Origin of the sequence: Paracoccus sp. KR1-242, assembly GCF_049446195.1 — a bacterium.
GTDB lineage: Bacteria > Pseudomonadota > Alphaproteobacteria > Rhodobacterales > Rhodobacteraceae > Paracoccus > Paracoccus broussonetiae.
The window spans coordinates 485442-509113 of sequence record NZ_JBMSED010000001.1; the positions used below are offsets into that span (position 1 = coordinate 485442).

Genomic DNA, 23672 nt, shown 5'->3' on the forward strand with positions numbered 1-23672 from the left:
AAGGTGCAGGGCGGCGGAATGCGTCGCCAACTGCTGGTCTGCGGGCTGTGGCTGGGGCGGGCATCGCTGGGTCCGGCTCAGGCACAGATAATGTCGATCTTGGCGGCTCCCGGATCGTCCAGGGGCGCATCCAGCGGCAGCCGCACGATTTGTGCGACGGCACGGCTTTCCAGCCCGCACAGGGCGCGGGCGGCCTGCTGTTCCGCATTGGCCGGGGCGTTGCCGGGATGATAGATCAGCCGCCAGCCAGCATCGTTGCGATTGACGGTCCTGACCGCCTGGGGCGGCAGGCCGGTCGCCTGATGCAGGTTGGTGCGGGCGGGCACGCCGCCGGGCAGCATGTCCTCGGTCGGACCGCGTCCGCAGCCGGCGCTCAGCGTCAGCAGCAGCGCGCCCGCCAGCGGCAGCGCATGGCGGGTCGAGGGCAGAAGCCCCTGACGCACAAGTCCGCCTGGCCCCGGAAGAGGCAGGGCGGGCATGTCGCTGATGATCGCGTTGCGGTCCAATCCAGTCACCTGCGGCGGTTTCGGCGTAGCCCCCTATAGGTAGGCGGGGGCTACGCCTAAGTCAAAAGTCTTAGTCCGGCCTTAGCGGCCGATGGCCTTCAGCACGGCCTCGCCCAGACCGGCAGGGCTGTCGGCGACGATGATCCCGGCCGATTTCATGGCCTCGATCTTCGATTCCGCGTCGCCCTTGCCACCGGCGACGATCGCGCCTGCATGGCCCATGCGGCGGCCTTTCGGCGCGGTGCGGCCAGCGATGAAGCCTGCGGTCGGCTTCCAGTTGCCCTTGCGCTTCTGCTCGGCCAGGAACTCGGCCGCTTCTTCCTCGGCCGAGCCGCCGATCTCGCCGATCATGATGATCGACTCGGTCTCGGGGTCGTCCAGGAACATGCGCAGCACGTCGATATGCTCCATGCCCTTGATGGGGTCGCCGCCGATGCCGACAGCCGAGGACTGGCCAAGGCCGACATCCGAGGTCTGTTTCACGGCTTCATAGGTCAGCGTGCCCGAACGCGACACGACGCCCACCGAGCCGCGCTTGAAGATGCTGCCCGGCATGATGCCGATCTTGCATTCGTCCGGGGTCATGATGCCGGGGCAGTTCGGGCCGATCAGGCGCGATTGCGAACCCTGCAGCGCGCGCTTGACGCGCATCATGTCCAGAACCGGGATGCCTTCGGTGATCGCGACGATCAGCGGGATCTGCGCGTCGATGGCTTCCAGGATCGAGTCCGCGGCGAAGGGCGGCGGAACATAGATCACCGAGGCATTGGCGCCGGTGACAGCCACGGCCTCGTGGACCGAGTTGTAGACGGGCAGGCCCAGATGCTCGGAACCGCCTTTGCCGGGGGTCACGCCGCCGACCATCTTGGTGCCATAGGCGATCGCCTGCTCGGTGTGGAACGTGCCCTGGCTGCCGGTGATGCCCTGGCAGATTACTTTGGTATCTTTGTTAACGAGAACGGCCATGGAAAATTACCCCTTCACCGCTTTGACAATTTTCTGGGCGGCGTCCGACAGGTCGTCGGCGGCGATCACGTTCAGGCCGGATTTCGAGATGATCTCTTTGCCCAGCTCGACGTTGGTGCCTTCCAGACGGACAACCAGCGGAACCTGCAGGCCGACTTCCTTCACGGCGGCGATGATGCCTTCCGCGATGATGTCGCAGCGCATGATGCCGCCGAAGATGTTGACCAGGATGCCTTTGACGTTCGGGTCCGAGGTGATGATCTTGAACGCCTCGGTGACTTTCTCTTTCGTGGCGCCACCGCCAACGTCGAGGAAGTTCGCGGGTTCGGCACCGAACAGCTTGATGATGTCCATCGTGGCCATCGCCAGACCGGCGCCGTTGACCATGCAGCCGATTTCGCCGTCAAGCGCGATGTAGTTCAGGTCGAACTTGGACGCGGCGAGTTCCTTGGGATCTTCCTCGGTCTCGTCACGCAGCGCCAGGACATCGGCCTGACGGTAAAGCGCGTTGTTGTCGAAGCCCATCTTGGCGTCGAGGCACTTGAGGTCGCCCTTGTCGGTCACGATCAGCGGGTTGATCTCCAGCATCTCCATGTCTTTTTCGATGAACATGCGATACAGGTTGCGGATCAGCGCCACGCATTGCTTGACCTGACCACCGGTCAGACCCAGCGCGAAGGCAACGCGGCGGCCGTGGAAATCCGAAAGCCCCGAAGCCGGATCGACGCTGAAGCTGACGATCTTTTCCGGGGTGTGGGCAGCGACTTCCTCGATGTCCATGCCGCCTTCGGTCGAGGCGACGAACGACACGCGCGAGGTCTGGCGGTCGACCAGCAGCGCAAGATACAGCTCGCGCTCGATGTCCGAACCGTCTTCGATATAGATGCGGTTGACCTGCTTGCCAGCTTCGCCGGTCTGGTGCGTGACCAGCGTGCGGCCCAGCATCTGGCGGGTCAGTTCTTCGGCTTCTTCAACCGACTTGGCCAGGCGGACGCCGCCTTTTTCGCCAGCTTCGGCTTCCTTGAAATGGCCCTTGCCGCGACCGCCGGCATGGATCTGGGCCTTGACGACCCAAAGCGGCCCGTCGAGTTCGCCGGCTGCCGTCTTGGCCTCGTCGGCCTTCATGACCACACGGCCGTCGGAAACAGGCGCGCCGTACTGACGCAGCAGCGCCTTGGCCTGGTATTCATGGATGTTCATGCTACTTCCCCGCAATTGTCGGTTGGCCGGGCTTTTTGCACATCCGGCCACCGCCCTAAAGCGATTAGGATCGCGGGGACGGTAAAAATCGCTTGTTTTGGCGTTTTGTGATCACACCTGTTCTGGCTGTGATCACGAAATCATTCTGCTGTTAACGCAAGCATCTTCTCAGTGGGCGACTCTGCCCCGTGAATGGAAAAACCCCGCGGCGGGTGCCGCGGGGTTCGTTTCAGTCCGGTTCTTGCCTGTGGCGATCAGGCCAGCGAGGCGTCGATGCCCTTGCAGGCCGCGACGAGTCCCTTCACGGCGTCGACCGACTTGTCGAACATCGCCTGCTCTTCGTTGTTCAACTTGATGTCGATGACTTTCTCGATGCCGTTCGCGCCGATGACGGTCGGGACGCCGACATAAAGACCGTTCAGACCGTAGGCACCGTTGACATAGGCCGCGCAGGGCAGGACGCGCTTCTGGTCCTTCAGATACGCTTCCGCCATCTCGATCGCCGAGGTGGCCGGGGCGTAGAAGGCCGAACCGGTTTTCAGCAGGCCGACGATCTCGGCACCGCCATCACGGGTGCGCTGGATGATCGCGTCCAGTTTCTCTTGCGAGGTCCAGCCCATCGAGACCAGATCCGGCAGCGGGATGCCACCAACGGTCGAATAGCGGGCCAGCGGAACCATGGTGTCGCCGTGGCCGCCCAGCACGAAGGCGGTGACGTCGCGCATCGAGACGCCGAATTCCAGCGACAGGAAGTGACGGAAGCGGGCCGAGTCGAGCACGCCTGCCATGCCGACGACTTTCTCGTGCGGCAGGCCCGAGAATTCGCGCAGCGCCCAGACCATCGCGTCAAGCGGGTTGGTGATGCAGATCACGAAGGCGTTCGGGGCGTGCTGCTTGATGCCTTCGCCGACCGATTTCATGACCTTGAGGTTGATGCCCAGAAGATCGTCGCGCGACATGCCCGGCTTGCGCGGCACGCCGGCGGTCACGATGCAGACATCAGCGCCCGCGATGTCGGCATAGTCATTGGCGCCCTTCATCACGGCGTCGAAGCCTTCGGACGGGCCCGACTGGGCGATGTCCAGCGCCTTGCCCTGGGGGGTGCCCTCGGCGATGTCGAACAGGACGACGTCGCCCAGTTCCTTCATCGCGGCCAGGTGCGCCAGCGTGCCACCGATCTGTCCTGCGCCGATGAGAGCGATCTTGGGACGAGCCATGGTAAACCTCCGATTTCCATGATTGGTTCGCGCGGTGGCCTAGTGCTTCGGGATGAGAATCGCAAGCCTCGGCGGTCGATTCACCCTGATTTCGCTGCGACGCGGCAGAAGAAGCGCCCGCTTTCCGCGCAGTTAGCGTTAGCAGATCCCTCGCGTTCGCATTGCAACCGCCTGCGCCATGGCCTAGTCCCGACGGGTCATTGGCGGAGGTGGACATGGGCCTGGATATCTGGGGCTGGACTCTGGGAATCGTGGCGGCCTTCGCGGTCGGACTTGCCAAGGGGGGGCTTGCGCTGGTCGGCGTGATCTCGGTCCCGCTGATGTCCCTGGTGATGTCGCCGGTGCAGGCGGCGGGGATCCTGCTGCCGGTCTATGTCGTCTCGGATATCGGCGGGCTGATTGCCTTTCGCCGCAGTTTCGATCGCCGCGTGCTGGCGACCGTGCTGCCCGGCGCGCTGGCCGGGATCGGGCTTGGCTGGGCCACCGCGCATCTGATCGAAGAGCGCTATGTCACTCTGATCGTGGGATCCGTCGGATTGGCCTTTGCATTGAATGCGCTGGTTCGCCCCGTCCGGAACCGCCAGGCGCGCGCGCCGCAGATGGGCGCAGGGTCCTTCTGGGGCGCGCTGGCCGGTTATACCAGTTTCGTGTCGCATTCGGGCGGCCCGCCCTATCAGGTCTATGCCCAGCCCCTGCAGATGGAGCCGATGATCTTTGCCGGCACGACCACGATCTTCTTCGCGATCTGCAATGCGGTCAAACTGGTGCCCTATGCCTTTCTTGGCCAATTGTCGGCGCATAACCTGGCGGTTGCGGCCGCGCTGATGGTCCCGGCCCTGATCGGCGTGGCCTGCGGGCTGTGGATCCTGAAGCGGATGCCCTCCACGGTTTTCTACAAATTCATCACCTGGGCCCTCGGCATCGTTTCGCTGCGGCTGATCTGGACCGCCCTTTGATGCCGCAGTGCGGCGAATGAAGGCTTGCGATTCGTCTCGTTTCCATGCAGCTTCGCGCAAGAATATTTCGCGAGGCCTCATGACCCGACCTTACCGCTCAGTCCTGTACATCCCCGCCGCCAATGCCCGCGCGATGGAAAAGGCCCGGTCCTTGTCCGCCGACGCCATCATCTTCGATCTTGAAGACGCGGTTTCGCCCGCGGAAAAGGAGACGGCGCGTGAGTTGCTGTCCCAGGCTTTGCTGGCCGATTACGGTGGGCGGGCGCGCATCGTGCGGATCAACGGGCTGGACACGCAATGGGGCGAAAGCGATGCCCGCGCCTTTGCACATGGGGCCGATGCGGTGCTGGTGCCCAAGGTCAGCCGGTCTGCGGATGTGGACCGCGTGGCGGATCTGGTTCCCGAGACGCCTCTTTGGGCGATGATGGAAACGGCCGAGGGGATGCTGAACGCCTCGGAAATCGCCGCCCATCCCCGGATCCACGGCATGGTCATGGGCACGAACGATCTTGCCAAGGAACTGAACGCGCGCTTTCGCGCGGATCGGTTGCCGATGATGGCGGGGCTGGGCCTGTGCATGCTGGCGGCGCGCGCCCACGGGCTGGTCATCCTCGACGGCGTCTTCAACGCCTTCAAGGATGACGCGGGCCTGCGGGCGGAATGCGAACAGGGGCGCGACATGGGTTTTGACGGCAAGACCCTGATCCATCCCGCGCAGCTTGAGATCACCAACAGGGTCTTCGCCCCGTCCGAGGATGAGCTGGACCTCGCGCGCCGTCAGATCGCAGCCTTTGACGAGGCAAAGGGGCAGGGGCGCGGCGTCGCCGTAGTCGATGGCCGGATCGTCGAGAACCTTCATGTCGCAACCGCGCGCGACACGATCGCGCGGGCGGAAGCGATTGCCCGGCTGGGCGCTTAGGTCCAATCTGCCCGCAATCGCATCCAGCAAGGAAAGTCAGCCAGATGTTCATCCTGATCCTCGGAGTCGCGCTGTGGTGGGGCGCACATTTCTTCAAACGGCTTGCCCCTGCCGCGCGTGCTGGCATGGGCGACAAGGGCAGGGGGATGGTCGCCGCGGCGCTGGCTGTCTCGGTCCTGCTGATGATCCTTGGCTATCGCTCAAGCGACGGCCCCTATTGGTGGGGGGCCTCGGCGCCGCTGAAGGGGATCAACAACCTGCTGGTGCTGGCGGCCTTCTACCTGTTCGCGGCCGACGGCATGAAGACGCGGATCACCGCACGCCTGCGTCACCCGCAACTGACCGGGTTCTCGCTTTGGGCCGTGGCCCATCTGCTGGTGAATGGCGACCTGCCCAGCTTCATCCTGTTCGGCGGCCTGCTGATCTGGGCGCTGGCCGAGATGGTGACGATCAATCGCGCCCAGCCTGGCTGGGTTCCGCCCGCGGGGCCGTTCCCGCCGCGCAAGGAAATCATGGCGGCCGTGGGCGCCGTCCTTGTCCTGCTGGTGGTGGGGATGATCCACCGCTGGCTGGGCTACAACCCTTTCGGAGCCTGACATGTCCAAGATCTACCGACTGCTGACCGAGGACGACACCTCGGATTTCTGCCACAAGGTCAGCCTTGCCTTGTCGAAGGGATGGGAGCTGCATGGCGCGCCCTCGATCGCCTTCGATCCGGTGCGCGGGGTCATGCGCTGCGCGCAGGCAGTCACCAAGGACATCGAGACGGCGTATCACCCCGAAATGAAGCTGGGCCAGCAATGAGCAAGACCAGCCCCGGACGCTTCTTCGAGGATTACCAGGTCGGCCAGGTCATCCGTCACGCCATCCCCCGCACCATCGCCGAGGGCGAGCGCGCGCTGTATCACGCGCTTTACCCGGCACGGCACGCGCTTTACTCGTCGGATGAATTCGCTGTCGATTGCGGGCTGGACGGCAGCCCGATGGATGACCTGCTGGCCTTTCATGTCGTCTTCGGCAAGACGGTTCCCGATATCAGCCTGAATGCGATCGCCAATCTCGGCTATGCCGAGGGGCGCTGGCTTCGCCCGGTCTGGCCCGGTGACACGCTGCGCGCGGAATCCGAGGTGATCGGCCTGCGCGAGAATTCCAACGGCAAGTCCGGCATCGTCTGGGTGCGCACGCGCGGCCTGAACCAGATGGGCGATGCGGTGCTGGAATATGTCCGCTGGGCAATGGTGCGAAAGCGCGATCCGGCCGCACCCGCGCCCGAAACCGTGGTCCCGGATCTGGCCAAGGTCGTTGCCGCGCAGGATCTGGTCGTCCCCGAAGGGCTGGATTTCAGCCGCTATGACTTCGACCTGGCTGGCGAACCCCATAGGTGGGGCGACTACGAGATCGGAGAGACGATCGACCATGTCGACGGCGTGACTGTTGAAGAGGCCGAACACATGCTTGCCACGCGTCTGTGGCAGAACACTGCCAAGGTCCATTTTGACGCGACGATCCGCGAAGATGGCAAGCGCCTGATCTATGGCGGCCATGTCATCAGCATGGCGCGCGCGTTGTCCTTCAACGGGCTGGCCAATGCGCAGGTCATGGTGGCGCTGAACGCTGGCGCGCATGCCAATCCCTGTCATGCGGGCGATACGATCCGGGCCTGGTCCGAGGTGCTGGACAAGGCCCCGACCGATGCGCCGGGCATTGGTGCGATCCGTTTGCGGCTGGTCGCGCACAAGGGTGCGGCGGGCGAGCTTCCCCTGCGGGGCCAGGCCGGTGCCTATGCGCCCGAGGTCTTGCTGGACCTGGACTATTGGGCCCTGATCCCGCTTTAGGGCGGGGTTCACCCAAACCCGAAACGTGACGGAATCGCTTGGGAATCGCGGTTCCGTCTGACCCGCCGGAATGATACCGCAATCACCGGCATCGATGCGCGGAAGCGTGATCACAGGCCACATTTGCGTGATCACAAAGGGTGGATTTTTCCCTTATTCCCCCTTTCGTCTGGCCGCGAACCGTGACAGATGCGACAAAACGAATAGAAGCAAACCCAATTTCTCGGCCAGCCCTTGCCGCCAGCCGCCGTGCTGTGAGGGCCCCTGAACGCAGGAGAGCACATCATGGCTGACGTCAACCGGGGCAACCGGCCGCTGTCACCGCATCTGCAGGTTTACCGCCTGCCACTCGCCGCCGTCACTTCGATCATGACCCGGATTACCGGTCATGCGCTGGTTGCCGGTATTGTGCTGATCGTCTGGTGGCTTGCCGCCGCCGTCGCCTCGCCGGGCGCATTCGCCTGCGCCGACTGGGTGGTGCGGTCCTGGCTTGGCTTCATCATCCTGACCGGGTCGATGTGGGCATTGTGGTATCACCTGCTCGCCGGGATCCGGCACCTGTTCTATGACGCGGGCTACGGGCTTGAGATCGGTCAGGCCGAAAAGTCCAGCCAGGCCGTGATCGGCGGCTCGGTCGCGCTTGCGGTCCTTACCCTGATCATCTTCTTCCTGTTCTGAGGAAAGGCGGAGACATGCGTTACATCACCCCCCGCAAATCCGCCGAAGGACTGGGTTCCGCACATTCGGGCACCCTCCATCACTGGCAGATGACCGTCAGCGCCGTTGCGCTGGCAATCCTGACGCCGCTGTTCATGGTCACCATCGCCCGGGCCATCGGCCTGCCGCGCGAACTGGTCCTGGCCTATTTCGCGCGCCCGCTTCCGGCGCTGATCACGGCGATGTTCGTCATCGTGGGCATGGTGCACTTCATCAAGGGCACGCGCATCATGATCGACGACTACTTCCAGGGCTGCACCCGCAAGGCCGCGATCATCATCTCCGTCATCTTCGGCTGGGCGGTCATCGCCACTGCCGTTTACGCGCTGGTCCGCATGGGCCTGGGCGCGATCGTCGTCCTTTGAGGTTCCCCATGGCAGATTACAAATACGAAACGCACGATTATGACGTGGTTGTCGTGGGCGCCGGCGGCGCCGGTCTGCGCGCGACGCTGGGCATGGCCGAACAGGGCCTGCGCACGGCCTGCGTGACCAAGGTCTTCCCGACCCGTTCGCATACCGTTGCGGCGCAGGGCGGTATCGCCGCCTCGCTGGCGAACATGGGCCCGGACAACTGGCAATGGCACATGTACGACACCGTCAAGGGGTCGGACTGGCTGGGCGACACCGACGCGATGGAATACCTTGCGCGCGAAGCCCCCAAGGCCGTTTACGAACTTGAGCATTACGGCGTGCCCTTCTCGCGCACCGAAGAAGGCAAGATCTATCAGCGCCCCTTCGGCGGCCACACCACCGAATTTGGTGAAGGCCCGCCGGTGCAGCGCACCTGCGCCGCCGCCGACCGCACCGGCCACGCCATCCTGCACACGCTTTATGGCCGGTCGCTGAAGGAAAAGGCGGAATTCTTCATCGAGTATTTCGCGCTCGACCTGATCGTCACCGACGGCAAATGCACCGGCGTCGTCTGCTGGAAGCTGGATGACGGCACGATTCACGTCTTCAACGCCAAGATGGTCGTGCTGGCCACCGGCGGCTATGGCCGCGCCTATTTCAGCGCCACCTCGGCCCATACCTGCACCGGCGACGGCGGCGGCATGGTCGCCCGCGCGGGCCTGCCGCTTCAGGACATGGAGTTCGTTCAGTTCCACCCGACCGGCATTTATGGCTCGGGCTGCCTGATCACCGAAGGCGCCCGCGGCGAAGGCGGCTACCTGACGAACTCGGAAGGCGAGCGGTTCATGGAACGCTATGCCCCGACCTACAAGGATCTGGCCAGCCGTGACGTCGTCTCGCGCTGCATCACGCTGGAGATCCGCGAAGGCCGTGGCGTGGGCGAGCACAAGGACCACATGTTCCTGAACCTGCAGCACCTTCCGCCGGAAAGCCTGGCCGAGCGTCTGCCGGGCATCTCGGAATCCGCGCGCATCTTCGCCGGTGTCGACGTGACGCGCGAGCCGATCCCGATCCTGCCGACCGTTCACTACAACATGGGCGGCATCCCCACCAACTATTGGGGCGAAGTGCTGAACCCGACCGAGGAAAACCCGGAAGCGGTCTTCCCCGGCCTGATGGCGGTGGGCGAGGCCGGCTGCGCCTCGGTCCATGGGGCGAACCGTCTTGGCTCGAACTCGCTGATCGATCTCGTGGTCTTTGGCCGCGCCGCCGCGATCCGCGCGGGCGAGGTGATCGACCGCGATACGCCGATCCCCGTCACCAACACGGAATCTGTGAACAAGGCGCTGGACCGCTTCGACCGCATCCGCAATGCGAACGGCACTGTCCCGACCGCCGAGCTGCGCCTTGAGATGCAGCGCACCATGCAGGCCGACGCCGCCGTCTTCCGCACGGACAAGACGCTGGCCGAGGGCGCCGACAAGATGAAGGTCATCGCCAGCAAGCTGAACGACCTCAAGGTCACCGATCGCAGCCTGATCTGGAACAGCGACCTGATGGAAACGCTGGAACTGACCAACCTGATGCCGAACGCGCTGGCGACGATCGTCGCCGCCGAAGCGCGCAAGGAAAGCCGCGGTGCCCATGCCCATGAGGATTGGCCCGAGCGGGATGATGCCAACTGGCGCAAGCACTCGCTTGCCTGGATCGAAGGCAACGATGTTAAACTCGGCTATCGGCCCGTTCACCTCGAACCTCTGACCACCCACGAGGAAGGCGGGATCGATCTGAAGAAAATCGCACCGAAAGCGAGGGTTTATTGATGCGTTTCCTGCTGATCATGACTGCTTCCGCGTTGGCCCTGTCGGGCTGCGTGGTCCAGAATCCCGCGGGCGTTCCCGCACCGGCCCCGACGGTCGCACCGCCGGTGGTCGTGCCCGATGCGGCCCGCTCGAACGCGCGGGTTGTCGTCAACCGCGAGATGGCGCGCCGCCTGCCGGGCGCCAACGTCGCCCCCTATACCGACTGCGTGATGCAGAACGCGACCTCGGCCGAACTGGCCACGATCGCGGATTCGGCATCCAGCGCCAGCAGCACGGTTGCCGGGATCGTCAGCCGTCCGACGACGACGCAATGCATCGCCGGTGCCGCTGCCGCGGCCAAGGGCGCTGCCTGATGCGACCTCGCGGCGCGCTTTGCCTTCTGACCCCGGCGATGCTGGGGTTGACGGCTTGCGCGCCGGTCCCTGTCGACCAGGCCGAGCGCTCTTGCCTGACGGCGGCGCGCGACGCCAGCGGACCGCGGACCGAGGCCGGCTTCGGCGTCGGCTCCGACGGTTTCCGGGGCGGTTATTTCTCGGTCGGCGTGTCCTCGGACTACATGGCGGGGCGCGATCCGTCCGAAGTGTTCGAGGATTGCGTGCTGCGCCGTTCGGGCCAGCCGCCTTCGCGACCGCTTTACGAACAACCGGGTTGGAGGGCGTCGTGACGTCCGCTGCCCGCCCTGACAAGCCTACCGCATGACGGCGGTCTGACCACCAGGAGTTACCCAATGGTCCAACTTACCCTTCCCAAGAACAGCCGCATGCGGGTCGGCAAGACCTGGCCGAAGCCCGAGGGCAAGAATGTCCGCCGCTTCAACATCTATCGCTGGGATCCGGATACCGGAGAAAACCCGCGGATCGACACCTATTTCATCGACCTCGACAAATGCGGCCCGATGGTTCTGGACGCGCTGATCAAGATCAAGAACGAGATCGACCCGACCCTGACCTTCCGCCGCTCTTGCCGCGAGGGGATCTGCGGTTCCTGCGCGATGAACATCGACGGCGGCAACCGGCTGGCCTGCATCTTCGGCATCGACGAGGTCACCGGCAAGGACGTCAACATCTATCCGCTGCCGCATATGCCGGTGGTCAAGGACCTGATCCCGGACCTGACGCATTTCTATGCGCAGCACGCCTCGGTGAACCCCTATCTGATCACCGAGACCCCGACACCGGACAAGGAATGGCGCCAGTCGATCGAGGACCGCAAGAAGCTGGACGGTCTTTATGAATGCGTCATGTGCGCGTCCTGCTCGACCGCGTGCCCCAGCTACTGGTGGAACGGCGATCGTTACCTTGGCCCGGCAGCACTGCTGCACGCGTACCGCTGGATCATCGACTCGCGCGACGAGGCGACGGGCGAACGTCTGGATGCGCTGGAAGATCCGTTCAAGCTGTATCGTTGCCACACGATCATGAACTGCACGAACACCTGCCCCAAGGGCTTGAACCCGGCCAAGGCCATCGCTTCGATCAAGCACATGATGGTCGATCGGGTCGTCTGATCTGCCCTCAGGGCATGGCCGCTATGACGGCCCAAGTCTCTTTACGCCGCGTCGCCGCACTGGAAATTGCTGCGCCGCGGCGTTATTTGTTCCGGCGGGGAGAGATTGATGTCCTTCCGATCCGGAGTTGCCCGATGAAGACCGCCGAGACCCTGCAGAACCCCGCCACCGTCGCCGTCCTGAACCGCCGCGCGGAAAAGACTGCCGCCGAAGCAATGGCCGTGCTGGAACAGATGTTTGGTTATTTCAGCTTCGAACCCCTGCCGCTGGAAAGCGCCGAGGATCGCCTCGCCGCCTGATCCGGCAGGATCCCTGGAAATGCTGGCGCGGCCGATCGGTCGCGCCTTTTGCTTTCGTCCCAGATTCTCACCAGTTTCGCGTGTCGCACGGTTGAGTGGTTCTGCGGTCAGGCGCGGCGACTACAGGTCGATCGCGACCATCACCTGGGGTTCGATGACCTTGACGCCGGGCAAGCCGGCCTTCAGCGCCTCGGCATCCTGTTCGAGCAGCGGGAAGGTCTTGTAATGGCACGGGATCACGGTCTTGAAGTTGAAGTACTTCTTCGCCGCCCAGGCCGCACGCTTCATGTCCATGGTGAAATGCCCGCCCGCTGACAGGATCCCGATATCGGGCTGGTGGTATTCGCCCATCCACGACATGTCGGCCATGATGTCGGTATCGCCCGAGACATAGATGACATGGCCTTCGCCGGCGATCATGTAGCCGGATTCGTGGCCGGCATAGACCGGTCCCTCATTCCCTTCGAGGGAGGAGGAATGGGCGGCGTTGACCATCGTGACTTTTGCCCCGCCCAGGTCGACGGTGCCACCCTTGTTGAAGCCCAGGCCCTGGATACCTTGGTGGGTCTGCCAGGTGCTGATCAGATCATAGATCCCGACCACCGGCACGTTCAACTCGCGCGCGATGGACAGCGTGTCGCCGGTATGGTCGCCATGCCCGTGGGTCAGCAGGATATGCGTCGCGCCTGCGATCGCATTCTGCTTCTGATCATCGGGAAAGACGGGGTTTCCTGACAGCCATGGATCGATCAGGATCACGGCCTGCTCGATCTCGAGGCGGAAGCCGGAATGGCCAAGCCAGGTCAGTTTCATGGAAGAGGCTCCTTTTTCGCTGCGCGCATCCTGCCAAGCCCGCTGCCGCGCGTAAAGTTCCCATGCCCGCGCTTGCCCCGACCGGGCGTGGGGGGTAAACCCTCGGCCAAGTGAAAAGGAGCCCCCATGTCGATCACAGAGGATGAAGCCCGCAAGGTCGCGCACCTGTCGCGCATCGCGGTCGATGACGCGGACCTGCCTGCGCTGGCGCAGGAATTGAACGGCATCCTGCATTTCATGGAACAGTTGAACGAAGTCGATGTCGAGGGTGTCGAACCGATGACCGGCGTTGAACCCATGCGCCTGAAGCGGCGCGAGGATGTCGTGACCGACGGCGAGATGCAGGATCTGGTCCTGAAGAATGCGCCGGATGCGCGCGAAGGCTTCTTTGCCGTGCCGAAGGTGGTGGAATGAGCGATCTGAACAAACTGACCATCGCCGGGGCCCGCGACGCGCTGGCCAAGGGCGAAGTGACCGCGGTCGAACTGACCGATGCCTGCCTTTCGGCGATCGAAGGCTCGGGCGCACTGAACGCCTTTGTCCATCAGACGCCTGAAAAGGCGCGCGACATGGCCGTCGCAGCCGATGCGCGGATCAAGGCGGGCAATGCCGCCGCCATGACCGGGATTCCGGTGGGCGTGAAGGATCTTTTCTGCGTGCGCGGCGTGCCCAGCCAGTCGGCCAGCCGCATTCTGGAAGGTTTCCTGCCGCAATATGAATCGACCGTGACCCAGAACCTGTGGGATCAGGGCGCGGTCATGCTGGGCAAGGTGAACCAGGACGAGTTCGCGATGGGTTCGTCGACGGAAAACAGCGTCTATGGCCCGACGGTCAACCCGTGGAAACTGGGTGACGGCATCGACCGGACCGCAGGCGGATCGTCCGGCGGCTCGGCGGCGGCGGTGGCGGCCGACCTGTGCCTTGGCGCAACCGGGACCGACACCGGCGGCTCGATCCGCCAGCCTGCGGCCTTTACCGGCACCGTGGGTCTGCGCCCGACCTATGGCCGGGTCAGCCGCTGGGGCGTGATTGCCTATGCCTCGTCGCTGGATCAGGCCGGGCCGATCACCAAGACCGTGCGCGATACGGCGATCATGCTGGGGGCCATGGCCTCGGTCGATCCGAAGGATTCGACCAGCGCCGACCGCCCGGTCCCGGATTACGAGGCCGCTCTGACCGGCGACATCCGCGGCAAGAAGATCGGCATTCCCAAGGAATACCGGATCGAGGGCCTGTCGGACGAGATTGACCGGCTTTGGTCCCGCACCGCCGAGATGCTGAAGGATGCCGGCGCAGAGATCGTCGATATCAGCCTGCCGCATGCGAAATACGCGCTGCCCGCCTATTACGTCATCGCGCCGGCCGAGGCGTCCTCGAACCTGGCGCGCTATGACGGGGTGCGCTATGGCCGTCGGGCGAAGCTGGGGCAGGGTGACGGCATCGTCGAGATGTACGAGAAGACCCGCGCCGAAGGTTTTGGCCCCGAGGTCCAGCGCCGCGTGATGGTCGGCACCTATGTCCTGTCGGCGGGTTTCTATGACGCCTATTACAACCGCGCCCGCAAGGTCCGCGCGCTGATCAAGCGCGATTTCGAACATGCCTATGCCGCTGGCATCGACGCGATCCTGGCGCCGACCACCCCCAGCGCAGCCTTTGGCCTGGGCACTGCGGACAAGAGCAACCCGGTCGAGATGTATCTGAACGACGTCTTCACGGTGACGCTTAACCTTGCCGGACTGCCGGGCATTTCGGTTCCGGTGGGCCTAGACAGCCAGGGATTGCCGCTTGGAATGCAACTGATCGGTCGTCCTTGGGACGAGGGTGGGCTGTTGAACCTTGCGCAGGCACTGGAAACTGCGGCAGGCTTTACCGGGAAACCGGCGCGCTGGTGGTAAGCGCAGAACTGGAGTGTGCGTGATGCGAGGACTCGTGACGCTGGGGTTGCTGGCCCCCGTCCTGTCGTTGATGGCCTGTGCCGAGAATACGGGCTGGAACCCGAATTACAGCGCGATCAACAACGGCTCGGGCTATTCCAAATATCTTCGGCAACGCGAGGCGGCATTGCACGGGACCGGCCCGGTCCCGCAGGCCATTCCAATTCAATTGCCCGCGCAAGCGCCATCCGTGCTCGACGTGGGTGGAACGCCAACCTCGACCGTTCCGGCCAAGGTCCAGATCGTGACGAAAGATGGCACGCGCAGTGCCATGCCGGTGACGACGAGCGGACCCTATGCCGGGACGACGCCGGTGCTGGTGCGTTATGCCTATGAGCAGAGGCAGGCTCCGGGCAGTTCGATCTACAAGCGGACGGGTGGATCGGTCGCGCAGGCGGCGCGTCTTTGCAGCACCTATCCTTCGGTCGATGCCGCGCAGCGCGGCTTCATCTCGCAGGGTGGTCCGCTGATCGACCCGAAAGGGATGGACCCGGACGGCGACGGTTTCGTCTGTGGCTGGGATCCACGGCCGGTTCGGCAGTCGAACGGGCTTTGAGCCTGTCTCCGAACCACGGCGACCGGCGCGGGCAGCGGCCCGAGCTGATCGTGCTGCATTATACCGGCATGGCCGACGGGCCTTCGGCGCGGGCACGCCTTTGCGATCCCGAAGCCGAGGTCAGCGCGCATTGGCTGATCCACGAAAATGGCCTGACCGAGGCGCTGGTCCCCGAGGATCGGCGCGCCTGGCACGCGGGCGCGGGCAGTTGGCAGGGGCGCGCCGATGTGAATTCGCGCTCGATCGGCATCGAGATCGCCAACCCCGGCGACCGTCCCTTTCCTGAACCGCAGATGGCGGCGCTGGAAAGATTGCTCGCGGCGATCATGGCGCGCTGGGAGATTCCCGCCTCGGGCATCATCGCGCATTCCGACATGGCGCCCGAACGCAAGATCGACCCCGGCCCGCATTTCGACTGGCTGAGGCTGGCCCGTCAGGGATTGGCGCTTTGGCCCGAGGCGGCGGGTGCGGACCTGCCGCTGTCCGAAAGCCTGCGGCGGATCGGCTATCCCGACAGCCCGGCAACGCTTTCGGCATTTCGATTGCGGTTCCGGCCCTGGGCCGATGGCCCGGAAGAGTCCGAGGATCGCAGGCTTGCCGCCGCGCTGGCCTATAGCCGGGCGTAAAGCCGTTCGATCCGGCGGGCCTCGTCCTCCAGCCCGAAGGGCGGGTTGATGACGAACATGCCGGACCCGACCATGCCATGTCCCGGCCTTGCGGGCGGAAAGCGCACCTCGGACAGCAGCGCCTGCGGGTGGTCACGGCGCAAGGCGTCGACCATCGGTTTCTGCCGGTCGTCGGTCAGGATCGGATACCAAAGCGCGATGACGCCCACGTTCCATTTCCGCGCGATCTGGGCGATGTGGCGGGGAACGGCGTCGTAATCCGCCTTCACTTCATAGCTGGGGTCGATCAGCAGCAGCCCCCGGCGCGGCGTGGGCGGGCAGATGGCCTTGGCCATCGCGAATCCGTCCTGCCGATGCAGATGCGCAAAGCCGCCGATGCGTGACAGCGCCTCGTGCTCGGTCGGGTGCAGTTCGGCCAGATGGGCCTCGTCCTCTGGGCGCAGGAAGTACCGCGCGATCAGCGGTGATCCGGGATAGGCGTCGGGGCCATGCAGGTCGCGAACCTGATCCAGCGCCCCGCGCAAGGGGTGGTCGGCGGGCAGCCAGTCCTCGGCCAAAGCGCGGGTGATGCCGGCGCGGGCCTCGCCGGTCTTTTCGGATTCCGGGCCGGACAGGTCGTAAAGCCCACGCCCGGCATGGGTTTCCAGATAGCTCAACGGTTTGGGCTTGAGCGTCAGGTAATCCAGCATCCACGCAAGCAGCGCGTGCTTCTGCAGATCGGCCAGATTCCCGGCGTGATAGGCGTGCTGATAGGACAACATCCCCTGCGAATAACCGTCTTGTCCGGAAATGAAAAGCGGCGGTGCCCAGGGAGGAGGGGGCACCGCCGCGGAACGCCGGCCCAGGGAGGAGGAGGGGCCGCGTATTGGTGCGGCAATGGCAGGGAGGAGGAGGCCATTACCGCTAGCTGACGACCCAGGGAGGAGGAGGGGCCGTCGCATTCCTTGGTCCCGACAGTGGTTTTGTGGCGGCACCCTCAGGGAGGAGGAGGAGGGTGCCGCCTGAACCGCGAAGCCCAGGGAGGAGGAGGGGCTTCGCCGTGTCGGTGGCGGCATCCCCAGGGAGGAGGAGGGGGAGCCGCCGGAACCGTGAAACCCAGGGAGGAGGAGGGGTTTCACCGTAACTGTCGGCGGCGCCCTCAGGGAGGAGGAGAGGGGCGCCGCCTGAACTGCAGGACCCAGGGAGGAGGGGGGTCCTACGGTATCTGGTCGGCGGCGCCCTCAGGGAGGAGGAGAAGGGCGCCGCCTGAACTGCGAAGCCCAGGGAGGAGGAGGGGCTTCACGGTATTGGAGCGGCGACATCCTCAGGGAGGAGGAGAGAGGATGTCGCCTAAACCCAGACCCAAGGGAGGAGGAGTGGGTCGGGTATTCTAATTCTTACTTCGAGCCCCAGGCGGCTTCGTAAGCCACGCTGCGGATCATCGAGCGGTTGATCCCCAGGTCGGCAAGCTCGCGACCCGACAGGTCGTTCAGCTCGCGGACGGTCTGGCGGAACAGGGCCCGACGCGCAAGGTAATCGCGCAGGTCGGCAAACAGGTTCCCGAAGCGTCCTTCGCCGCGTTGGGCGGCACCTTGGTTCAGATCCAGAACAGCCATATCATTCACTCTACTTTGGCGTTTGAGCTTCGGGTCTGTTTTCCGTTTCCGGCCCGTCGCTCTGTTAGGGCGAACATGCTCTTTTCGCTGCGCTTGCACAATAGCTGGGGGCGTGATGCTGCTATGCAGAAATGGAATGGCTTTTGAAAGTCCAAGGGTCAAGAGCTTCATAAAACTGGTTTTTTTGTTTTGCCTTTGGGTCAGTATCAAGGAATCCGCAATAATCCCCGGCAAGTTCTGTGAGGGATCAGGCGTTTAGTATTTCGGGGGGTGTCGGCGGCTTGCCGAGGGGCCGCGAAGTTGACATGCTGCCCCCGCTTTGAATCCGGAGGCGATATGGCCATTTCACGAGAAGTTGTGCTTTTCGAACTGCAGCAGATAGCGGTTCCGGGGGGCGGAAACCTGATCTCGGCCGATCTTGTCCGGGCCCTTACGGTGGATGGCGGGACCGTTCGATTCGTCATCGAGGCCAGTGATCCCGAGATTGCCCGCAACCTTGCCCCGGTCGAGGCCGAGGCGCAGAGGCGTCTTGCGGCACTGCCCGGCGTCGAGAAGGTCCAGATCGTGACGACCGCGCCGGCCGCCCCGCGCCGGGCTGCGGCGCCGGCGGGTGATGTGGTCGCCCGGTCGGGGCAGGCGGGCGCCGAACCGCCGCCCAGTCTCAAGATCGGACGACATCCGACCCCGCAGGCCGGGCCTGCCCCGGTCAGCGGCGTCGCGCGCATCCTGGCCATCGGTTCGGGCAAGGGTGGCGTGGGGAAATCCACGCTGACCTCGAACCTTGCCGTTGCGCTGGCACGGGCCGGACGCCGGGTCGGGCTGCTGGATGCCGATATCTATGGTCCCTCGCAGCCGCGGATGCTGGGCCTGACCGGCCAGAAGCCGACCAGCGACGGCCAGATGATCGAGCCGCTTCACGCCCACGGCGTCACCGTCATGTCCCTTGGGCTGATGATGAAAGAGGGCGAGGCTCTGGTCTGGCGCGGTCCGATGCTGATGGGCGCGCTGCAGCAAATGCTGAACCAGGTGAAATGGGGCGAGCTGGACGTGCTGTTGGTGGACCTGCCGCCCGGCACCGGCGACGTGCAACTGTCCTTGTGCCAGAAGGCGCAGGTGACGGGGGCTTTGATCGTCTCGACCCCGCAGGACGTGGCGCTGATCGACGCGCGCCGCGCCATCGACATGTTCAACAAGCTGAAGACCCCTGTTCTGGGTCTGGTCGAAAACATGTCGACCTACATCTGTCCGAATTGCGGACATGAGGCGCATCTTTTCGGACATGGCGGTGTCGCTGCCGAGGCAAAGGAGCTGGGTCTGCCCTTCCTGGGCGAGATCCCCCTGAACCTTGACGTGCGGTTGGCGGGGGATTCAGGCACGCCGATCGCTGCGACCGAGGGTCCGGTGGCGCAGGCCTTTGCCCGACTGGCCGACCGACTGATCGGCGGCGGCATGGCCTGACCTGGTCAGACCCGCATCCAATCTCAAGGGGGCCGCGTCGCGGCCCCTTTTTTCATGGTCGCGGAGGATCGGGAGAACTTCGGGATTTCATGGGAACCGGCCCCCAGATTCGAATCACCGCAGCGTGACTCGTCGTGAAGTCCCATGTTCGCCCGAGAATCGCGAGGCGCCCGGCGGGCCGTCTTATCGCTTTCGAGGGCCGTGGGCAGGGGGTCCGGCCGCGTTTTTGGGAAATTGTGGGATTTTTGCCCCACCTTTCCTGAACTACCATATGTAGTGGTTTGATCGCGCGAGACTTCCAAACCTTCCGTTCCGAAAGATGAGGTCAGATTCGGTTCGGCCGATGTTCACGGGCAAACTCCCGCTCGCGCCCCGATTGCAGCCAAACAAACCCATTGCGTCCCATGCATTCCCATGTCATCCCTTTCCTCACGGAAACGGGCTCAAGGGGCAACAAGACCCCAAGGCGAAAAGCAGGCTTCATACAGGCACCCGCTTTCCGAAAATGGCCTTTGTGGCGCGCGAGCAGCACCTCCCCCAGGTGGCGCAAACACGAAGGTCGATCCCCGAAACTACGGGGCCCAGAGATGGGAACGAGGGCGGCGGATCGGGCAGTGGCAGCAGCCCGATCCGCCCTTTCCTTTTCCGGCAAACGGAAAAGGGCAGGGACAGTGGGAAGGAGCGCGGACAGTGGCGCGCAGGTTCAGAGGATCCGAAGAGGTCAAGGTCGACGCGAAAGGTCGCGTTTCGATCCCGGCCAAGTTTCGGCGGGTCTTCGAGGCGAGCGATCCCGACTGGTCCGCTGGCAAGCGCCCCCAGCTGGTCATCGTCTACGGCACCCGCGACTGGAAGCACCTGCAGCTGTTCACCATCGAGGCGATGGACGACATCGACGACCAGATCTCGAAACTGGGTCGCGGCAGCGCAGAGCGCAACTTGCTGGAAAACATCTATCACGGCCATGCCGAGGAAACCGAGATCGACGGCGATGGCCGCCTGGTCCTTCCGCAGAAGCTGCGCGAGAAGATCGGGCTTGTCGACAGCGCCTTCTTCATTTCGGCCGGCGACAGCCTGAAGGTGTGGTCCCCCGAGAATTACGCCGACGAGGAGCGCCGCATCGAAGGACTGGTCCCGGATTTCGAACCGGGCGCCGATCCCCTGTCGCTGCTTGCCCCGGCCCACAAGGAAGAGGGGTAGGGGATGGCTCACACGGAAGATCCCCATATCCCCGTCCTGCTTGGCCCGCTTCTGCGGGCCGTTGCGCCTGTGTCCGGGACCTGGATCGACGGCACATTCGGCGCGGGCGGCTATGCCCGCGGGTTGCTAGCGCAAGGCGCGGACCGCGTCATCGGCATCGATCGCGATCCTTCGGTTTTTCGCATGGCGGCGGAATGGGCGGGCAGCCACGGCGACCGTCTGCGGCTGGTCGAGGGCACGTTTTCGGACATGGACCGGCTGGCGGGCGAACAGGTGGACGGGGTTGTCCTGGATCTGGGCGTCAGCTCGATGCAGCTTGACCAGGCCGAGCGCGGATTTTCATTTTTGCGCGACGGTCCGCTGGACATGCGCATGGGCGGCGACGGCCCGACCGCGGCCGATCTGCTGAACACCGCGCCCGAAGCCGTCATCGCGGACGTGCTTTACCTGTACGGTGAAGAGCGTGGCTCGCGCCGCATTGCCCGCGCGATCGTCGCGGCACGCCCGCTGACCCGTACCGGACAGTTGTCCGAAGTCGTCTCATCCTGCCTGCCGCGGCCCAAGCCGGGGCAGAGCCATCCCTCGACCCGCGCCTTCCAGGCGATCCGCATCTGGGTCAATGACGAATTCGGCCAGCTGGTCGCAGGGCTTGCCGCGGCCGAGCGGGTGCTGAAGCCGGGCGGCAAATTGGCTGTCGTCAGCTTCCATTCGCTTGAGGACCGGATCGTCAAGCGGTTCATGCAGGCGCGGTCGAACAGCGCGGGTGGCGGCAGCCGTCACGCGCCAGAGCTTGTGCAGACAGAGCCCGCCTTCAAGCTGCCCTTCCGCCGCGCCATCGGCCCGGACGAGGCGGAGCTTGCGCAGAATCCGCGCTCACGCTCGGCCTTGCTGCGCGTGGGCATCCGCACCGCAGCCCCCGCGGGCGGGGTTGATCCTGGATCGCTGGGGCTGCCCCGGCTGGATTACAGGGGTTCATGATGCGCTCTGTCCTTTACCTGCTGACGACATTGGTGGTGATGGGACTGGCTTTCTGGGCCTATCGCGAGAATTACAGCACGCAGGCCGCATTGACCGACCTGGGCAAGGCGCAGCGCGAGATCGCGACCCTGCGCGAGGATCTGGGCGTGCTGCGCGCCGAGTGGTCCTATCTCAACCGCCCCGATCGCCTGCGCGAGCTGGTGAACCTGAATTTCGAGAAGCTGAAGCTCGTTCCTTTCAGCGCCGACCAGTATGTCGATGTTGGGCAGGTCGCGTTCCCGGTTCCTGTCGCGCCGCAACCTTCCGATCCCGCCGCCGCGCTGGCCGGCGCGGGTCTGGGGACAGGCGCGGTGCCCGTCGAACGCCCTGCCGGTTTCCCGCCGCTCAGACCACAGGAGAGGACGCCATGATCCGCACCCCCCTGCGCCCGCTGGCGCGCATTCTCCGGGCCCGCGAAAAAGGCGAGAATCCAGACGTCATCGAGGCCGAGAACCGCGCCCAGCGTCACGCCGTCATTCAGGACGGCGCGCGCCATCGGGCCGAGGGGCGGCTGTTCATCCTGGCTCTGGCCTTCGTGGGGGCTTTCGGGGTCGTCGGGGTGCGCATGGGTGCGCTCGCCTCGACCCATCCCAGTGAGCCGCAAACCCAGGTGACGGGCGCGCAGATCATGTCGCAGCGGGCGGACATCACCGACCGCTATGGACGCGTTCTTGCGACGAACCTGCTGACCCATTCGCTTTACGCCCATCCCCGTCAGATGGTCGATCCGCAGGGCGCGGCCGAAAAGCTGGCCGCGATCTTTCCCGATCTGGATGTCGAGCGTCTGAGGAAGGATTTCTCGGGCAAGCGCAGCTTCCTGTGGATCAAGAAGAAAATCTCTCCCGAACAGATGCAGGCGGTCCATGACATCGGCGAACCCGGCCTGTTGTTCGGCCCGCGCGAGATGCGGCTATATCCCAACGGGCGCATCGCCAGCCACATCCTTGGCGGCTCGACCTTCGGCAAGGAGGACGTGGCCAGCGCCGAGGTCGTCGGCGTCGCCGGCGTCGAGAAGGCTTTCGACCGCTGGTTGCGCGATCCCGCCAATGATGGTGCACCGCTGACCCTGTCGCTGGACCTGACCGTCCAGTCCGCGATGGAGGACGTGCTTGCCAATGGCATGAAGGTCATGAGTGCCAAGGGCGCGACCGCCGTGCTGATGGAGGTGAAGACGGGCGAGGTCGTGGCACTGGCCAGCCTGCCAGATTTCGACCCGAACGATCGGCCGCGGCCGCTGCTCAAGGGAGACGCGTCGGACAGCCCGCTGTTCAACCGGGCCGTGCAGGGGCAATACGAGCTTGGCTCGACGTTCAAGATTTTCCCTGTCGCGCAGGCGCTGGACCTGAAACTGGTCAGCCCGACGACGATGATCAACTCGACCACGCCGATGAAGATCGGGAAATACCTGATCAACGACTTCCACAGCTATGGCAGCCAGCTTTCGGTGACCGACATCATCGTGAAGTCATCGAACGTCGGGACGGTGCGCATCGCGCAATTGCTGGGCGCAGATCGCCAAAAGGACTTCCTGCAGAAGCTGGGCCTGTTTGAGCCGACGCCGCTGGAACTGAGCGAGGCGCCGACCGGTCGCCCGCTGGTGCCGCAGCGCTGGCCTGCCGTAACCTCGGCCACCGTGGCATTCGGTCACGGGCTTGCGGCAAGCCCGCTGCATCTTGCCACGGCCTATGCCACCATCGCCAATGGCGGAAAGCGCGTCCGCCCGACGCTGGTTCATGAACGCCAGCGCCGCGATGGCGAACAGGTCCTGTCCCCTGAGGCCGCCAAGACCGCGCTTGCATTGCTGCGCCAGGTCGTGACCCGCGGCACCGCCCGCTCGGCCAATATCGAGGGCTACGAGGTTGCGGGCAAGACCGGGACCGCGGACAAGCCGCGTCCGACGGGGGGCTATTACCACAACAAGAACGTCTCGACCCTGGCCTCGGTCTTTCCGGTCAGCGATCCGAAATATGTCCTGGTGCTGACGCTGGACGAACCTTCGGCCGGACTTGCCGGCGGCGGCGAAAGCCGGACGGCGGGCATGACCTCTGCACCGGTCGCGGGCGAGATGATCCGCCGCCTTGCCCCTCTGCTGGGGCTGCGCCCGATCACCGAACACCCGCTGCCTATGGTTGAACGGCCTTTGACAGATGGGCTAAAGCTCGTCTCGAACTGAGATAC

At 64.6% G+C, this 23672-nt stretch carries 28 protein-coding genes; 21 read left to right on the plus strand and 7 right to left on the minus strand.

Annotated elements, in window-relative coordinates; genetic code table 11:
• Nucleotides 1–77: 77 nt before the first annotated feature.
• The 4 genes from ACO2Q4_RS02370 to mdh all read right to left on the minus strand — a co-directional run bounded on the left by ACO2Q4_RS02370 (nt 78) and on the right by mdh (nt 3889).
• Entirely contained in the window at nt 78–506 is a 429-nt protein-coding gene (locus ACO2Q4_RS02370) for a hypothetical protein (RefSeq protein ID WP_311760588.1), read from the minus strand.
• A gap of 81 nt (nt 507–587) precedes the next feature.
• Entirely contained in the window at nt 588–1472 is an 885-nt protein-coding gene (sucD, locus tag ACO2Q4_RS02375; protein WP_311760587.1) for a succinate--CoA ligase subunit alpha, read from the minus strand.
• 6 nt (nt 1473–1478) lie between these two features.
• Nucleotides 1479–2672 (minus strand): ADP-forming succinate--CoA ligase subunit beta, encoded by a 1194-nt coding sequence (gene sucC / locus ACO2Q4_RS02380; RefSeq protein WP_311760586.1) that lies wholly within the window; start codon nt 2670–2672, stop codon nt 1479–1481.
• Nucleotides 2673–2926: 254 nt separating this feature from the next.
• A complete protein-coding gene (mdh, locus tag ACO2Q4_RS02385) occupies nt 2927–3889 on the minus strand; it encodes a malate dehydrogenase (RefSeq protein WP_423317062.1) in 963 nt (320 codons plus the stop codon).
• A gap of 215 nt (nt 3890–4104) precedes the next feature.
• Between mdh and ACO2Q4_RS02390 the strand changes: the two genes are divergently transcribed.
• The 12 genes from ACO2Q4_RS02390 to ACO2Q4_RS02445 all read left to right on the plus strand — a co-directional run bounded on the left by ACO2Q4_RS02390 (nt 4105) and on the right by ACO2Q4_RS02445 (nt 12298).
• Nucleotides 4105–4845: a sulfite exporter TauE/SafE family protein gene (locus ACO2Q4_RS02390; protein ID WP_423317064.1), complete on the plus strand. Its 741-nt coding sequence runs from the start codon at nt 4105–4107 to the stop codon at nt 4843–4845.
• Nucleotides 4846–4924: 79 nt separating this feature from the next.
• On the plus strand, nt 4925–5764 hold the full coding sequence (locus tag ACO2Q4_RS02395) for an HpcH/HpaI aldolase/citrate lyase family protein (protein ID WP_423317066.1): 840 nt from the start codon (nt 4925–4927) through the stop codon (nt 5762–5764).
• A gap of 44 nt (nt 5765–5808) precedes the next feature.
• Nucleotides 5809–6360, plus strand: a complete 552-nt coding sequence (locus ACO2Q4_RS02400) for an NnrU family protein (RefSeq protein WP_311760582.1) — start codon at nt 5809–5811, stop codon at nt 6358–6360.
• Nucleotide 6361: 1 nt separating this feature from the next.
• Nucleotides 6362–6568, plus strand: coding sequence for a DUF1737 domain-containing protein (locus tag ACO2Q4_RS02405; RefSeq protein ID WP_311760581.1), 207 nt, complete (start codon nt 6362–6364; stop codon nt 6566–6568).
• Nucleotides 6565–7599 (plus strand): MaoC family dehydratase, encoded by a 1035-nt coding sequence (locus ACO2Q4_RS02410; protein ID WP_423317068.1) that lies wholly within the window; start codon nt 6565–6567, stop codon nt 7597–7599. The genes ACO2Q4_RS02405 and ACO2Q4_RS02410 overlap by 4 nt, the downstream gene beginning before the upstream one ends.
• 285 nt (nt 7600–7884) lie before the next feature.
• Nucleotides 7885–8277: a succinate dehydrogenase, cytochrome b556 subunit gene (sdhC, locus tag ACO2Q4_RS02415; RefSeq protein ID WP_395134907.1), complete on the plus strand. Its 393-nt coding sequence runs from the start codon at nt 7885–7887 to the stop codon at nt 8275–8277.
• A gap of 14 nt (nt 8278–8291) precedes the next feature.
• The gene (locus tag ACO2Q4_RS02420; RefSeq protein ID WP_423317070.1) at nt 8292–8681 is read left to right on the plus strand and encodes a succinate dehydrogenase, hydrophobic membrane anchor protein; all 390 of its coding nucleotides are present in this window, start codon (nt 8292–8294) and stop codon (nt 8679–8681) included.
• An 8-nt stretch (nt 8682–8689) separates the two neighbouring features.
• On the plus strand, nt 8690–10492 hold the full coding sequence (gene sdhA / locus ACO2Q4_RS02425) for a succinate dehydrogenase flavoprotein subunit (RefSeq protein ID WP_311760577.1): 1803 nt from the start codon (nt 8690–8692) through the stop codon (nt 10490–10492).
• Nucleotides 10492–10845 carry a hypothetical protein gene (locus tag ACO2Q4_RS02430; RefSeq protein WP_395134905.1) on the plus strand — a complete coding sequence of 118 codons (354 nt, stop codon included), beginning with the start codon at nt 10492–10494 and terminating at the stop codon, nt 10843–10845. Before sdhA ends, ACO2Q4_RS02430 begins: the two co-directional genes overlap by 1 nt.
• Nucleotides 10845–11156: a hypothetical protein gene (locus ACO2Q4_RS02435; protein ID WP_395134904.1), complete on the plus strand. Its 312-nt coding sequence runs from the start codon at nt 10845–10847 to the stop codon at nt 11154–11156. Before ACO2Q4_RS02430 ends, ACO2Q4_RS02435 begins: the two co-directional genes overlap by 1 nt.
• Nucleotides 11157–11219: 63 nt before the next feature.
• Entirely contained in the window at nt 11220–11999 is a 780-nt protein-coding gene (locus ACO2Q4_RS02440; RefSeq protein ID WP_311760574.1) for a succinate dehydrogenase iron-sulfur subunit, read from the plus strand.
• Between the two features lie 134 nt (nt 12000–12133).
• Entirely contained in the window at nt 12134–12298 is a 165-nt protein-coding gene (locus ACO2Q4_RS02445; RefSeq protein WP_311760573.1) for a hypothetical protein, read from the plus strand.
• Between the two features lie 120 nt (nt 12299–12418).
• Here ACO2Q4_RS02445 and ACO2Q4_RS02450 read toward each other — a convergent pair whose 3' ends face one another.
• Nucleotides 12419–13111, minus strand: a complete 693-nt coding sequence (locus ACO2Q4_RS02450; RefSeq protein ID WP_311760572.1) for a metal-dependent hydrolase — start codon at nt 13109–13111, stop codon at nt 12419–12421.
• A gap of 126 nt (nt 13112–13237) precedes the next feature.
• On the opposite strand from ACO2Q4_RS02450, the gene gatC reads away from it, so the two are divergent.
• From gatC to ACO2Q4_RS02470, 4 genes are read left to right on the plus strand one after another with little or no spacing between them, the layout of a single operon-like run.
• A complete protein-coding gene (gene gatC / locus ACO2Q4_RS02455) occupies nt 13238–13525 on the plus strand; it encodes an Asp-tRNA(Asn)/Glu-tRNA(Gln) amidotransferase subunit GatC (RefSeq protein ID WP_311760571.1) in 288 nt (95 codons plus the stop codon).
• The gene (gene gatA / locus ACO2Q4_RS02460) at nt 13522–15006 is read left to right on the plus strand and encodes an Asp-tRNA(Asn)/Glu-tRNA(Gln) amidotransferase subunit GatA (RefSeq protein WP_423317074.1); all 1485 of its coding nucleotides are present in this window, start codon (nt 13522–13524) and stop codon (nt 15004–15006) included. Before gatC ends, gatA begins: the two co-directional genes overlap by 4 nt.
• A 22-nt stretch (nt 15007–15028) precedes the next feature.
• Nucleotides 15029–15601, plus strand: coding sequence for a hypothetical protein (locus ACO2Q4_RS02465; RefSeq protein WP_423317076.1), 573 nt, complete (start codon nt 15029–15031; stop codon nt 15599–15601).
• Complete coding sequence (locus tag ACO2Q4_RS02470) at nt 15598–16227, plus strand: N-acetylmuramoyl-L-alanine amidase (RefSeq protein WP_423317078.1); 630 nt, start codon at nt 15598–15600, stop codon at nt 16225–16227. The genes ACO2Q4_RS02465 and ACO2Q4_RS02470 overlap by 4 nt, the downstream gene beginning before the upstream one ends.
• Here the strand turns inward: ACO2Q4_RS02470 and ACO2Q4_RS02475 are convergent.
• Together ACO2Q4_RS02475 and ACO2Q4_RS02480 are read right to left on the minus strand one after the other, a co-directional pair.
• Nucleotides 16212–16988, minus strand: a complete 777-nt coding sequence (locus ACO2Q4_RS02475) for a 23S rRNA (adenine(2030)-N(6))-methyltransferase RlmJ (RefSeq protein ID WP_311760567.1) — start codon at nt 16986–16988, stop codon at nt 16212–16214. The genes ACO2Q4_RS02470 and ACO2Q4_RS02475 overlap by 16 nt on opposite strands.
• Before the next feature lie 615 nt (nt 16989–17603).
• Nucleotides 17604–17822: a DUF1127 domain-containing protein gene (locus ACO2Q4_RS02480; protein ID WP_311760566.1), complete on the minus strand. Its 219-nt coding sequence runs from the start codon at nt 17820–17822 to the stop codon at nt 17604–17606.
• A gap of 336 nt (nt 17823–18158) precedes the next feature.
• On the opposite strand from ACO2Q4_RS02480, the gene ACO2Q4_RS02485 reads away from it, so the two are divergent.
• The 5 genes from ACO2Q4_RS02485 to ACO2Q4_RS02505 all read left to right on the plus strand — a co-directional run bounded on the left by ACO2Q4_RS02485 (nt 18159) and on the right by ACO2Q4_RS02505 (nt 23667).
• Nucleotides 18159–19280 (plus strand): P-loop NTPase, encoded by a 1122-nt coding sequence (locus tag ACO2Q4_RS02485; protein ID WP_395134901.1) that lies wholly within the window; start codon nt 18159–18161, stop codon nt 19278–19280.
• 690 nt (nt 19281–19970) lie between these two features.
• A complete protein-coding gene (gene mraZ / locus ACO2Q4_RS02490) occupies nt 19971–20477 on the plus strand; it encodes a division/cell wall cluster transcriptional repressor MraZ (RefSeq protein ID WP_395134900.1) in 507 nt (168 codons plus the stop codon).
• 3 nt (nt 20478–20480) lie between these two features.
• On the plus strand, nt 20481–21455 hold the full coding sequence (gene rsmH / locus ACO2Q4_RS02495) for a 16S rRNA (cytosine(1402)-N(4))-methyltransferase RsmH (RefSeq protein ID WP_423317081.1): 975 nt from the start codon (nt 20481–20483) through the stop codon (nt 21453–21455).
• Nucleotides 21455–21865 (plus strand): cell division protein FtsL, encoded by a 411-nt coding sequence (ftsL, locus tag ACO2Q4_RS02500; protein ID WP_395134990.1) that lies wholly within the window; start codon nt 21455–21457, stop codon nt 21863–21865. The genes rsmH and ftsL overlap by 1 nt, the downstream gene beginning before the upstream one ends.
• Nucleotides 21862–23667, plus strand: coding sequence for a peptidoglycan D,D-transpeptidase FtsI family protein (locus ACO2Q4_RS02505; protein WP_311760562.1), 1806 nt, complete (start codon nt 21862–21864; stop codon nt 23665–23667). The genes ftsL and ACO2Q4_RS02505 overlap by 4 nt, the downstream gene beginning before the upstream one ends.
• Nucleotides 23668–23672 lie beyond the last annotated feature (5 nt).